The organism is Streptomyces sp. NPDC018031 (assembly GCF_044327625.1).
GTDB lineage: Bacteria > Actinomycetota > Actinomycetes > Streptomycetales > Streptomycetaceae > Streptomyces.
Genome location: NZ_JBIRFT010000003.1, coordinates 221,383 through 234,129 on the forward strand (window position 1 = coordinate 221,383; position 12,747 = coordinate 234,129).

10 protein-coding genes are annotated in these 12,747 nt (G+C 75.8%); 2 read left to right on the forward strand and 8 right to left on the reverse strand.

The annotated features are described in order from the left end of the window. Nucleotides 1-147: 147 nt before the first annotated feature. From ACH4B3_RS11215 to ACH4B3_RS11250, 8 genes are all read right to left on the reverse strand, one after another. The gene (locus ACH4B3_RS11215; protein ID WP_398462753.1) at nucleotides 148-3,927 is read right to left on the reverse strand and encodes an AfsR/SARP family transcriptional regulator; all 3,780 of its coding nucleotides are present in this window, start codon (nucleotides 3,925-3,927) and stop codon (nucleotides 148-150) included. A gap of 291 nt (nucleotides 3,928-4,218) precedes the next feature. After that, the gene (locus tag ACH4B3_RS11220) at nucleotides 4,219-4,656 is read right to left on the reverse strand and encodes a DUF6578 domain-containing protein (RefSeq protein ID WP_398462524.1); all 438 of its coding nucleotides are present in this window, start codon (nucleotides 4,654-4,656) and stop codon (nucleotides 4,219-4,221) included. Between the two features lie 173 nt (nucleotides 4,657-4,829). Beyond that, nucleotides 4,830-5,012 (reverse strand): hypothetical protein, encoded by a 183-nt coding sequence (locus ACH4B3_RS11225; protein ID WP_398462525.1) that lies wholly within the window; start codon nucleotides 5,010-5,012, stop codon nucleotides 4,830-4,832. Nucleotides 5,013-5,162: 150 nt separating this feature from the next. Continuing rightward, nucleotides 5,163-5,867: an NADPH-dependent F420 reductase gene (gene npdG, locus ACH4B3_RS11230; protein ID WP_398462526.1), complete on the reverse strand. Its 705-nt coding sequence runs from the start codon at nucleotides 5,865-5,867 to the stop codon at nucleotides 5,163-5,165. A gap of 47 nt (nucleotides 5,868-5,914) precedes the next feature. Continuing rightward, the gene (locus tag ACH4B3_RS11235; protein WP_398462754.1) at nucleotides 5,915-6,745 is read right to left on the reverse strand and encodes a carbohydrate ABC transporter permease; all 831 of its coding nucleotides are present in this window, start codon (nucleotides 6,743-6,745) and stop codon (nucleotides 5,915-5,917) included. Between the two features lie 155 nt (nucleotides 6,746-6,900). Then, complete coding sequence (locus tag ACH4B3_RS11240) at nucleotides 6,901-7,902, reverse strand: carbohydrate ABC transporter permease (RefSeq protein WP_398462527.1); 1,002 nt, start codon at nucleotides 7,900-7,902, stop codon at nucleotides 6,901-6,903. Continuing rightward, a complete protein-coding gene (locus ACH4B3_RS11245) occupies nucleotides 7,899-9,293 on the reverse strand; it encodes an ABC transporter substrate-binding protein (protein ID WP_398462528.1) in 1,395 nt (464 codons plus the stop codon). The genes ACH4B3_RS11240 and ACH4B3_RS11245 overlap by 4 nt, the downstream gene beginning before the upstream one ends. Then, the gene (locus ACH4B3_RS11250) at nucleotides 9,290-10,399 is read right to left on the reverse strand and encodes an exo-alpha-sialidase (RefSeq protein WP_398462529.1); all 1,110 of its coding nucleotides are present in this window, start codon (nucleotides 10,397-10,399) and stop codon (nucleotides 9,290-9,292) included. The genes ACH4B3_RS11245 and ACH4B3_RS11250 overlap by 4 nt, the downstream gene beginning before the upstream one ends. A 272-nt stretch (nucleotides 10,400-10,671) precedes the next feature. On the opposite strand from ACH4B3_RS11250, the gene ACH4B3_RS11255 reads away from it, so the two are divergent. Together ACH4B3_RS11255 and ACH4B3_RS11260 are read left to right on the forward strand one after the other, a co-directional pair. Then, a complete protein-coding gene (locus ACH4B3_RS11255; protein ID WP_398462530.1) occupies nucleotides 10,672-11,268 on the forward strand; it encodes a hypothetical protein in 597 nt (198 codons plus the stop codon). Nucleotides 11,269-11,352: 84 nt separating this feature from the next. Beyond that, complete coding sequence (locus ACH4B3_RS11260) at nucleotides 11,353-12,675, forward strand: MFS transporter (RefSeq protein ID WP_398462531.1); 1,323 nt, start codon at nucleotides 11,353-11,355, stop codon at nucleotides 12,673-12,675. The last annotated feature ends 72 nt before the right edge of the window (nucleotides 12,676-12,747 follow it).

The following is a 12,747-nucleotide window of genomic DNA, read 5'->3' on the forward strand; positions in this document are numbered from 1 at the left end:
CCGGTCCGCCACGGACCGGGCCGGGCGGGTCCCGGCGCGCCTGCCGCGCGGGCGGGTGCGGCTTCGGGCACGGCGGGGGGCGCCGCCCGGAGCCTCGTGCCGGTGCGGTGACGGTCGTTTCGAGGACCGCCACCGCACCGGCACGCCTCACACCAGCGCGACGGCCTCGGTCAGGCCCAGTTCCCGGCCCGCCGCGTAGGCCCGCCGGTAGGCCGCCTCGGCCAGCCCGGCCCGGGTGTGGCGCTCCGCGTCCCGCCGGACGGTCCGTTCGACGGTCTGGCAGCACCGGGCGGCCGGGCGCAGCGTGTCGTAGGCGCCGAGCAGCCGGGCCGCGGTCCGCGTGCGCCGTTCCCCGCCGAGTTCCGCGAGCGCCTGGGCGGCGGTGAGCAGCAGGGTGACCGGGATCTGCGGGGCGACCAGCATGGTCACCTCGTCCTGGGTCTTGGCGAGTGCGCCGCGCACCTTCCGCAGGGCTTCGCCGGGCCGCCCTTCGAGCAGGTCCAGCCAGCTCTGCATGCCTTCCACGGAGCCCAGGAAGAGGTCCAGCTCGCGGCGGCGGAACTCCTCGGCCAGCGCCTCCAGCAGGTCCCGTGCCTCCTCGCTGCGGCCGGTCAGCCCGCACCGCTGGGCCAGGTAGACCCGCGCGTAGGACATCGCGTCCTCGCCGCTCTGCGCCTGGTCCGTGGCCACCTCGCGGAGCATCCGCTCCCCCTCCGCGGCCTCCGCCGGGTCCGCCGACTCGATGCGCACCCCGCCCAGCCGGGCGCGCAGCAGGTTCACCTGGCCCAGGGCGCCCAGCTCGGTGGCGTACCGGATGGCCTCGCGGTAGTCCGCGGCCGCCGCCGGGTAGTCGCCGTTCTGCTCGTGCATCTCGCCGCGGCCGGCCAGCGCCTCCGCGATGCCCCAGCCGTCGCCGGTCCGCAGGAAGATCTCCAGGCTCTCGTCGGCGTCCCGGCGGGCGGCCCGGGCCCGTTCCTCCTCGACCTGCGCCGCGGTCGGCCGGCCCGGGCCGGTCCCGGTGCCGCCGGACCGCCCGGACGCGGCGGCGGCGGTCCGCAGGCTCTGCCCGTGGACGACCTTGGCGCGCACGTGCAGGGCGAACGCCAGCTCCCAGGCGAGGCCCAGTTCCCGGCAGGTCGCCACGGTCGCGTCGAGGGCCCGCCGCAGCAGCGGCAGGTCGCCGGCGAGGATCACCGCGTAGAACCACATCAGGCCGGGCAGCCGGCAGGTCTGCGGCAGGCCCGGGCGGTAGGCGGCGATCAGCCCGTCCCGGAGGTCCTGCCGGCGCCCTCCGTTCGTCAGGTCCGCCACCTCGCCTTCGAGGTTGGCCAGCGACACCAGCCGCACTCCCCGCCTGGCCTCCGCCAGCAGGTCGGGAGGGAGCGGGGGCGGCACCGAGATCGACGAGTCCGGTACCGGCGGTGCGGGCGCCACCGGGTGTTCGAAGGGGTCGGGGCCCAGCCGGGCGGCGACCGCCGACCAGTGCCGGGCGTCCACCTGGTGGCGGCGCAGCTGCCAGAACCAGCTGAGCGAGAGCACCAGGCAGAGCACCTCCTCCTCGTCGCGGGCGGCGGCGGCCCGGCGCAGCGCGGTGCGCAGGTTGTCGTGCTCGGTCTCCAGCCGGGCCAGCCAGTCCCGCTGTTCCGGGCCGCGCAGCAGCGGGTCGGCGGTGCGGGCGAGTTCGCGGTAGGCGACCAGGTGGCGCCGCTCCACCCGCGGCCGTTCGCCGGACTCGGTCAGCCGTTCCGCCGCGTACTCCGCGACCGTCTCCAGCAGCCGGTAGCGCATCCCGGCGGCGGGGCGGTCCGGGTCGGGCTCCGCGACCACCAGCGATTTGTCGACAAGTGAACCCAGCAGGGCGGTGACGTCGCGGCGGTCGATGGCGGCCCCGGGCGGGCCCGCGCCGTCCACGGGCCGGTGCCCGGTACCGTTCGGCGGCCCCGGCGGGCGGGCCGGGACCGGGCCGGACCCGCCCCGGCGCGGGTCGGGGTGCGGCTCCGGCCGGGCGGCGGGGTGGCCCCCGGCGGGGTCGTGGGGCGGTGGCGGCGGGTCCGCACAGACCTCCTCCGCGACGGCCGGATCGCAGCCGCCGGTGAACACCGACAGGCGCCGCAGCACGGTGCGTTCGGGGCCGTCCAGCAGGTCCCAGGACCAGTCGACCACCGCCCGCAGGGTCTGCTGCCGGGGCAACGCGGTGCGGCTGCCGCTGGTGAGCAGCCGGAACCGGTCGTCGAGCCGGTCGGCCAGCTGGCGGGGGGCGAGCGACCGCAGCCGGGCCGCGGCGAGTTCGACGGCCAGCGGCAGACCGTCCAGCCGGCGGCAGATCTCGGCGCAGGCCGCCGGGTCGTCGTCGGTGCGGAAGCCGGGGCGCGCCACCGACCCCCGGTCCTGGAGCAGCCGCAGCGCGACGGGGTCGGGCAGCGGGTCGACCGGCCGTACCGTCTCGCCGGGCACCGCCAGCGGTTCCCGGCTGGTGGCCAGCACGCTCACCCCCGGGCAGTGCCCCAGCAGCCGCTCGGCGAGCAGCGCGGCGGCGTCCACCAGGTGCTCGCAGTTGTCCAGGACGAGCAGCAGGCGGCGGGCGGCGCAGTGCTCCAGCAGCCGGGCCATCGGTTCGTGGGCGGACCGGTCGACGGCCGCGCGCAGCCCCTCGGCGGCGGTTCCGTGCAGCACGGTCTCGCGTGCGCCGAGCGCGGTGAGCACCGCCTCCGGGACCGTCTCGGGGTCGTCCAGGGGGGCCAGTTCCACCAGCCACACCCCGTCCGGCCACGCGTCGGCGACGGCCTCGGCGGCCTCCTGCGACAGCCGGGTCTTGCCCGCTCCGCCGGGTCCGGTGAGGGTGACCAGCCGATGCCGGCCGAGGTCCGCGCGGAGTGCGTCGAGGTCGGCCTCGCGCCCGACGAAGCTGGTGAGCCGGGCGCGGAGGTTGCCCCGGCCGCCGCGTGCCCCGGCACTCCCGGGCGCCGTGCCGGGGCGCGGGCCGGCACCCTCGGGCACACCCGCCGGCCCCACCGGTCCGGCCGGTTCCACCAGCCCCACCGGCCCCACCAGTCCTGCCGGCCCCACCGGCCCCGAGCGGGTCGCGGTCCCGGCGCCGCCGTCCGGCCGGGCGCCCGCGGTGGTGCCCACCGCCGCGGGGGCGGCCCCGGGCACCGTCACCGGGGCGGGGCGCGGCGGCGGGGACGGCCGTCCGGCCGGGGCGGCGCCGAGGAGTTCCGCGTGCAGGGCACGCAGCACCGGCCCCGGGTCGGTACCGAGCCGCTCGGCCAGTTCCTCCCGCACCTCCTCGTAGGCGGCTAGGGCCTGGGCCGGACGCCCGGCGGCGGCCAGCGCCCGGATGCGTGCCGCGTGCAGCGGCTCGTCGAGCGGGTGGGCGCGGCACAGTCCGGTCAGCGCCGGCAGGGCGGCTTCGGCGGCGCCGCGTGCGATGTCCGCCTCCGCCCGCGCCCGCCGGGCGGTGAGCAGCCGGGCCTCGACCGGGGCGGAGACCGCGGCCCGGTCCGGGAGGTCGGCGAACGCCGGGCCCCGCCACATGGCGAGCGCGTCGTCCAGGAGGGCGGCGGCCTGCTGCGGGTCGTGGTCGGCGAGCGCCTGGGTCCCTTCCTCGGCCAGCCGCTCGAAGCGGTGCAGGTCGACGTCGTCCGGGCGGGCGGCGAGCCGGTAGCCACCGGGCGCGGACTCCACCGCGTCCCGGCCCAGGGTGCCCCGGAGCCGGCCGACGAGTGCCTGGAGGGCGCCGGGGGCGTCGCGCGGCGGGGCGTCCGGCCAGATCTCCTCGATCAGCGCGGCGGCCGGGCGTGTCCGGCCGGGTTGCCGTGCGAGCGCGGTGAGCAGGGCACGCAGCCGGGCCCCGCCGAGGGGGACCGGGGTGCCGTCGGCTCGGTGGGCCTGGGTGGTGCCGAGGATGCCGTAACGCACGGGCACCATTGTCGTGGACACCCTCGGCATATCCCTCGGCGGGCCGGGGCGGCACGGGCCCGGTCCGGCGCCGGGCCGCCCGCCGGGCACACCGGCCCGGCCCAGCCCGGCTCGGCTCGGCCCGGCTCGGCGATCAGCGGTACCGGACCACCCGGCCCGACGCGGGGCGCGAGGGCCGCCGGCCGGCATATGGAGCCCGGCGCAAGGAGCCCGGCGCCGGCCGCCCGGGCCGCGGGCCCGGGTGCCGCTTGGCGCCGTCAGCCCGCCGAACCGCCGACCGCGCCCGGCCGGGTGCCGGGGTCAGCGCCCGGCACCGCCGGTGGGGCGGGCGATCTCGACCAGGACGCCCGTCTCGTCGCGCCGGCGCCCGCCGGACGGCCGCCGCCCGTCCCCGTCGACGTCCCGGCGGAACCACTTGGGGCAGGTGTCGACCTGGCGCAGCGAGAAGTCCCCGGGCACCGGGCGGAACGTGCGGTCCTCCGGGCCGGGTGCCTCGAAGCCCTGGGTGACCACCCGGATGCGGCTCACCCGGCCGGTGAGCGGTTCGGGCCGCCCCGGCCACACGGGGTGCCCGGCCTGTGCGTACAGCGGGCCGGCCACCGAGCCGGCCGGGACCGGTCCCGAGCGGTCTGCGGGGTCCAGCGGGACCACCTGCCAGCTCACCTCCTCGCCCACCGAGAAGGGCTTGCCGCAGCACTCCATCTGCCAGTCCTGGTAGAACACCGAGCACGTCGTCATGGCGCCACTGTGCCGCAGCGGGGCCGGCGTCCGCAGACCGTTTCCGGCCGGGGCGGCGGCCGGGGCGCTCCGGGCGCGCGGCCCGTTTCCGGCCGGTGGCCGGGGCGGGTGTCCGGACCCGTGCGCCGGTCCGTTTCCCGCCCGGGCCGGCCGACGGGCGGGGCGGGCCCGGCTCAGGCGTCGGTCGTCGAGCGCCCGGCCCTGGCCCGGCGCAGGTAGTACCAGGTCATGTTGGAGGAGACACCGGCGATCAGGATCCACAGGATGCCCAGCCAGCTGCCCTGGGTGAACGACACCACCGCCGCCACGACGGCCAGGATGCAGACGGTCAGGGCGTACAGAGCGAGGCGGGGCATGGGGGTCGGCTCCTGTCCGGGATGGTGCGGTCCGCTCCATTCTCCCCCATGCCCCTCGGCGGCCGGACGCGCCCGGGCCCGGCTCCGGCGGTGTGCCGGGACGGCCGGGCCGGCGGCGGGGCGGTCCGGCCGGCCGCGGCCCGGGGCGGTTCAGACGTCGGTGACGCGCAGCCCGGCGTGCGCCTTGTACCGGCGGTTCACCGAGATCAGGTTGGCGACCAGCGACTCCACCTGGTGCGCGTTGCGCAGGCGGCCGGCGAAGACACCGCGCATGCCGGGGATCCGGCCGGCCAGGGCCTGCACCAGGTCGGTGTCGGCCCGGGACTCGCCGAGCACCATCACGTCGGTGTCGATCCGTTCGATGGCCGGGTCCTGGAGGAGCACCGCGGACAGGTGGTGGAACGCCGCGGTGACCCGGGAGTCGGGAAGGAGCGCGGCGGCCTGCTCGGCGGCGCTGCCCTCCTCGGGCTTGAGCGCGTAGGCGCCCTTCTTGTCGAAGCCGAGCGGGTTGACGCAGTCGACCACGAGCTTGCCCGCGAGTTCCTCGCGCAGCGATTCCAGGGTGGCCGCGTGCCCGTCCCACGGCACCGCGATGATCACGATGTCGCTGCGCCGGGCGCACTCGGCGTTGTCGGCGCCCTCCACGCCCTCGCCGAGCTCGTCGGCGGCGGCCCGGGCCCGGTCCGCGGCGCGCGAGCCGATGATCACCTTCTGGCCCGCCCTGGCGAGGCGGTAGGCGAGGCCCCGCCCCTGGTCGCCGGTGCCGCCGAGCACGCCCACCACCAGGCCGGACACATCGGGCAGGTCCCACGGGTCCTTCGCCGGCGCCTTCTTGCTCTGATCCGTAGCAGTCATGACAGTGATCCTGTCACGCCCCGGGCGCACCTCCGGGGTGCGCCCGGTCACGCCTTCACACTGCCCTCGGTCAGGCCGGTGCGCCAGTAGCGCTGGAGAACGGCCATCAGCACCATCAGCGGCAGCACGGACAGGAAGGCGCCGCCCACCGTGTACTGGTACAGCTCCGGCTGCCGGTCCGCGTACCCCTGCCAGGAGGTCAGGCCCAGCTGGAGGGGGTACAGCTCGGAGTCGGAGAGCATCACCAGCGGCAGGAAGAAGTTGTTCCAGATGTGCACGAACTGGAACAGGAAGACGGTGACCAGGGCGGGGGTCATGAGCCGCAGGCCGAGGGTGGTGAAGATCCGGGCCTCCCCCGCGCCGTCGATCCGGGCCGCCTCCAGCAGCGAGTCGGGGACGGCGGCGGTGGCGTAGATCCGGCACAGGTACACGCCGAACGGGCTCACCACGCTGGGCAGCAGCACCGCCCAGTAGGTGTTGGCCAGTCCCATCTCGCTGAACAGCAGGTAGAGCGGGAGGGCGAGCGCGGTGCCGGGCAGCAGCACCCCGGCGAGCACCACGTTGAAGACGCCCTCCCGGCCGGGGAAGGCGAACTTCGCCAGGGCGTACCCGGCGGCGGCCGACAGCAGGGTGGCGGCGACCGCGCCGATCCCGGCGTACAGCAGGCTGTTGAGGAACCAGCGCACGTAGATGTGGTCGTCGTGGGCGAGCACGTCGCCGAGGCGTTCGAAGGGCCGCGGGTCGGAGAACCAGAAGCCGAAGGTGCCGAAGAGGTCGCCGCTGGACTTGGTGGCGGAGACCGTGAGCCAGTAGACGGGGACCAGGAAGTACACGGCGGCCACGGCGAGGGCCGAGCAGGTGATGATGCGGTACCGCAGCGGGGGTTGCTGGGCGGACGGTGCGGCGCGCCGGCGGCGGCGTGCGGAGCGCGGCTGGTGGTCCCCGGCGCGCCCGGGCCGCGCCGGGCCGCGCCGGGCACTGCCGGGCCCCTCCGGTTCGCGGGGCTCCCCGGGCTCGGTCACGGTGGCTCGGGTCACCGGTCGCCCTCCTTTCCGCCGCGCCGGGCCGCCGGGCGCCGGGAGTCCGCGGGCGGCGTGCCGCGCCGCCGGCCCCGGCGCGGGGCGTCCGAGCGCCGGGCGCCCTGGCCCACCAGGCGCAGGAAGCCGAACGACAGCACGCACGCGACCAGGGCGAGCAGCACCGCCTCGGCCGCCGCGATGTGCTGGTTGTTGCTGGTGAAGGCCTCGTTGTAGGCGTGCAGGTTGGGGGTGTAGCCGGAGTCGATGGAGGTGGCGAGCGGGCGGAGCACCATGGGTTCGGCGAACAGTTGCAGGGTGCCGATGATGCTGAACACGGTGGTGAGGACCAGGGCGGGCCGGATGAGCGGGAGTTTGACGTGCCGGGCCACCTGCCAGGCGCTCGCCCCGTCGATCCTGGCCGCCTCGTACAGCTCCTCCGGGACCGCCTTGAGCTGGGCGATCAGCACCAGCATGTTGTAGCCGGTGAACTGCCAGGTGACGATGTTGGCAATGGACCACAGCACGGTGGAGCGGGACAGGAAGTCGACGTCCCAGCCGACCGAGCCGGCCATCTCCACCAGCGGGCTGATCCCGGGGACGTAGAGGAAGCCCCAGAGGATGGAGGCGATGACGCCGGGCACGCCGTACGGCAGGAAGAAGGCGGTGCGGAAGAAGCCCACCCAGCGGGCCGAGGCGGCGTCCAGCAGCAGGGCCAGCGCGGTGGCGAAGACGATCATCACCGGGATCTGTACCGCGCCGAAGAGCAGGACCCGCGCGAAGCCCGAGGTGAAGCGGTCGTCCTCCAGGGCGTGGGTGTAGTTCGCCAGGCCGGCCCAGACCTCCCTGGTCTCGCCACCCAGGCCGAGCGGGCCGGTCCGCTCGACCCTGAGGAGGCTCTCGTACACGGCGTAGCCGATGGGCGCGAGGAAGCACAGGGCGAACAGGGCGAGGAACGGCGTCAGGAACACGGCCGCCGCGCGGGCGTTCCTGGCCTCCGAGCGGGTGGGCCGCCTCACCCGGTCTCCACCTTCAGGCCCTTGTCCTTGAGGTCCCGGACCGTCTCGCCCTGCACCTTCTTCAGTACCGACCGGAAGGAGCCGCCGTCGCCGAGCGCCTCGGTGAAGGCGTCACCGAGCCGCTGGTAGAGGGTGTCGACGGCGGGGCCCCACTGCCAGCTGGTGTCCACGCCCCTGCCTGCTTCCTCGAACACCTCGCTGTACGCCTGGCCGCCGAAGAACTCCTTGTGGACGTCGAGGTCGGCCACGCCGAAGCCGGAGGTGGCGGCGGGGAAGCCGTAGCCGCCCTCGATCAGCAGCGCGATGGACTCGGGTGCGGTGTTGAGCCAGACGGCGAAGGCGAGGGCGTCCTCGGGGTAGTCGGTCCGGGCGAACACGGCGGTGGTGGACCCGCCCCAGTTGGCGTGGGCGCGCTCCCCCTTCTTCCACTGCGGCATGGGCGCGGCCCGCCACTTCCCGGCGGTGCCGGGCGCGTTGCCGGACAGCAGCGCGTCGCCCCAGCTGGCACCGAGCCAGGCGGCCATGTCCCCGGTCTGGATGTCCTTGTACCAGGCGTTCTGCCGGTCCGGGATGGTCTTGATCAGCTTCTGCCGGACCAGCGCCTCCCAGAAGTCGGCGACCTTGCGGGTGGGCTCGTCGTCGATGCTCACCGTCCACGCCTCGCCGGAGGTGCCGAACCAGCGGGCCCCCGCCTGCCAGGCGAAGCCGGCGAAGCGGTTGCCGTTGGTCGGGGAGAACGTCTCGATCCAGGCGTCCTTCTTCCGCACCGCCTTGGCCGCCGCCTCGTAGTCGTCCCAGGTCCGCGGGGTGTCGATGCCCCACTCGTCGAAGAGGTCCCGGCGCAGGAAGAGGCCCATCGGGCCGGATGCCTGGGGCACGGCGTAGACGCCCTTGCCGAAGACCGACTGCTGCCACTGCCAGCCCACGAACTTGCTCCGGTGCCGGTCCACGCCGTAGCGGGTCAGGTCCAGCAGTCCGTTGTCGAGCAGGAAGCTGGGGACGACCGGGTACTCGATCTGGCCGAGGTCCGGCGGGTTGCCCGCCTTGATGGCGGCGTGCATCTTGGCGTACTGGGCGCCGTTGACCGCCGATACCTTCTCCAGCTTGATCTGCACCTCGGGGTTCCGGCGGTTCCACAGGTCGACCGGCTTGTCGATGCCCGGCACCCAGGACCAGAAGGTCAGGGTGACCTTCTCGCCCTTCTCGCGGCCCTTGGGGGCGTCGTCGCCACCGTCGTCCGAGCCGCAGCCGACGAGGGTGAGTCCGGCGGCGACGGCGGCCGCCCCGCCGAGCACCGCCCGCCGGTCCGGCCCCCGGCCGCCCGGGGTGGTGCCGGCGGCGCGCCGGGCGCCGTCGAGGGGGTCTCGGTGCTTGCGGGGATCGATGCTCATACCAGCTCCTCCACCGGAACGCGCCGGAAGGTGATCGTCGAGTAGGCGCTGAAGTCGCCGGTCTCGTAGAGCAGCCCGACGGTCTCGTCATCGACCCTGACCAGGTCGGAGTAGGCGGCGGGCAGCCCGTCGACGGTGTGCGCCGAGCGCCAGGTGACGCCGCCGTCGTGACTGGCCCGGATGGTCATCAGGGCACGGAAGCCGGGATCGGCGGGACCGGAGAACAGCAGCACGTCGGGCTCGCCCAGGTGCAGCACACTGCCTTCGACCACCGGGGTGACCAGGCCGGCCTGCGGTCGGAAGGGTCTGACCAGGGTGCTGCCGCCGTCCCGGGAGTGGGCGTCGGCCCGGGTGCCGGGGGCGTCGGAGTCGTTGCGGGTGTTGAAGTAGACACGGCCGTCGGGGAGTTCCGCGGCGGTGGTCTCGTTGGCGTTGATGTAGCCGTTGGTGTTGTCGTCGACGTAGCCGATCCGCCAGTTGGCGCCGCCGTCGTCGCTGAGCAGGTCGTGGCCGCCGTTGTAGCGGCCCTCGGTGCCGTTGTCCTGGCCGGTGGGCGGCAGCGAGTGGTTGGCGGGGACGACGATGCGTCCGGCGTGCGGGCCGTGCCGCAACTGGAGCGCGTGCCCGGGGGTGGTGGCGTACCAGCGCCAGTGGGACTTCTTGACCTGGCCGGTGATCTCGCGCGGGGCGCTCCAGGTGGCGCCCCGGTCCTGGCTGTGCTGCACCCATACCCGGCGCCCGTCGGCGGCCGCGACCTCGCCCCGGCGGATGCGGTTCTCGGTGGCGGAGGCGGCGTTGCGGACGTGGACCAGCACCACGCGCCCGTCCGCCAGGACCACCGGCGCGGGGTTCCCCGCGGTGCCGGTGCCGTTCCGGGCGACGACCTGTAACCGGCCCCAGCTGCGCCCGCCGTCGGCGGACCGTTTCAGCACCACGTCGATGTCGCCGCTGTCGGCGGACGACGCCACCCGGCCCTCGGCGAACGCCAGCAGGTCGCCGCGGGCGGTGCAGACCACGGCCGGGATGCGGTAGCTGGCGTAGCCGCCGGTTCCGGCCCGGAAGGGGACCGACGTCTCGTAGGTACGCGCCGTCACACCGCTTGCCATCAGACCTCCCGATGCCCCGTCGCGATCGAGCGCTGCTGCCAACCCACCGGACGTAGGACGTCCCTTGTGTGCGGTGACCATAGGGATTGCCTTATGGAGCGTCAAGGCACGGCACATGAACAGTTGGTGCGCCGTCCCCTCCGGGTTCACCCGCGGCACACCGGCGCCCGCCGCGCCGCAAGCGCCCGCTCCACCGGCGGCGCGCCGCCCGAAGGGGTGAGCCCGACCGGAGCCGTCCGCTCCGCCGCCGGGCGGGCGGCAGCATGCGGGGCATGGACGCGGTACGGGTCGCGCTGCTGCGGGAAGTACTCGCCGGCACCGAGTGGCTGACGGACACCCGCCGGTTCGGCGGTGCGCTGCGCGCCGCGGCCGGCCGCTCCGAGGGCCTGCTGCTGGTGGGCTGCGAGGAGTACGAGCCGTGGCATCTGGCCGCGCACCTGCGGGAGGAGGCGGACTGGTCCGGGCTGCCCGGACTCCGCCCCACCCTGGTGCGGCACCGGGTGGCGGAGGGCCTGCCCGCCCATCTGTCGGTGGGGCTGGGGCGGCTGGAGGCGGCCGGGCGGGGCGAGACCCTGCTGGTCGTGTCGCCCGGCGCGCCGGGCGCCGGGCTGCTGGAGCGGGTGCACGACGCCCGGCGCTCCGGGGCGACCGTGTTCGCCCTGGAGGGCGGTGCCGAGCCGGGCCTGCACCCGGTGGCGCACGAGGTGCTGGCCGCGCCGCCGGACGCGGGGCCGGACCTGGAGACGGTGCAGCACCTGGTCAGCGCCGCCGCCGGGGAGAACGCGCGGCCGGCCGGCACCGGCCGGCCGCTGCGGGACCGGCTGTCCCGGCTCGCCGAGCGGCTGACCGCACCGCCGCCCCGCTGGTAGCCGGGCCCGGCCCGTGCCGCACCCGGCGGCCCCGCCGCAAATTCGGTTGCCGTCGCCCCGCCGGCTCCCGGAGCATGGCGGCTCGTGACCGACGACGACCACCCCCAGGGTCAGCGGCCGGGAGCGCGGCGCGGCCGCTCGCTGCTGCCCGACCTCGCCCCGTGGCACTCCTCCCGCGACTTCCGGCTGATGTGGGTCGCCGGACTGGTGACCGCGTTCGGCAGCTTCCTGACCCTGGTGGCGCTGCCGATGCAGGTCAAGGAGCTGACCGGGTCGGCGTTCGCGGTCGGGGCGATCGGCGCGGTGGAGCTGGTGCCGCTGATCGTGTTCGGGCTGTACGGCGGCGCGCTCGCGGACGCCGTCGACCGCCGCACCCTGATCCTGCTCACCGAGGCGGGCCTCGGGCTGCTGGCCGCGCTGCTGCTGGTCAACAGCCTGCTGCCGGATCCGATGCTGTGGCCGCTGTATGTGGTGGCGGCGGTGGCCAGCGCGCTCACCGGTCTGCAGCGTCCGGCGCTGGACGCGGTGGTGGCCCGGATCGTCCCGCTGGAGCAGCAGACCGCCGCCGCGGCGCTGAACGCGCTGCGCTGGCAGCTGTCCGCCATCGCGGGTCCCTCACTGGCGGGCGTGGTGGTGGCGTACGCGGGGGTGCCGCTCGCCTACGGGCTGGACGTGCTGACCTACGCCGCCTCCCTGCTGCTGGCGCTGGGGCTGTCCGCCTCGCCGCCCGCCGAGGACGCCGAGAAGCCGTCGTTCGCGGCGATCGCGGAGGGCGCCCGCTACGCCTGGCGGCGCAAGGAACTGCTCGGCACCTATGTGGTGGACATGGCGGCGATGCTCTTCGCCTTCCCCAACGCGATCTTCCCGTTCCTCGCCGACGACCTGGACGCCCCCTGGGCGCTGGGGCTGATGTACGCCGCCGGCTCGGTGGGGTCGGTGCTGGTCAGCGCCACCAGCGGGTGGACCTCGCGGGTGCACCGGCACGGCCGGATGGTGGTGCTGGGCGCGGCGGTGTGGGGCGCGGCGATGGCGGTGGCGGGCTGGGTACCCAACGTCTGGCTGGTACTGCTGTGCCTGGTGGTGGCGGGCGGTGCCGACATGGTGAGCGGTCTGTACCGGTCGACGCTGTGGAACCAGACCATCCCCGACGACCTGCGCGGACGGCTGGCCGGCATCGAGCTGCTGTCGTACGCGACCGGCCCGCAGATCGGCCAGGTACGGGCCGGCGGGATGGCCGGCCTGACCGGGGTGCGGGCCGCGGTCTGGTCGGGCGGGGTGGCCTGCGTCGCCGCGGTGGGTCTGCTGGCGGTGGCGATCCCGAAGCTGATGACCTACGACGCGCGGACCGACGAGCACGCCCGGCGCATGCGGGAGCTGCGGCAGGAGCAGACCGCCCCGGCGGCCTGACCCGGCGCCCGGTCCGTCCGGCGGCCGGCCGGGAGGGACCGGGAGCCGCGGCCGGCGCGGGGGCGGGGGCGT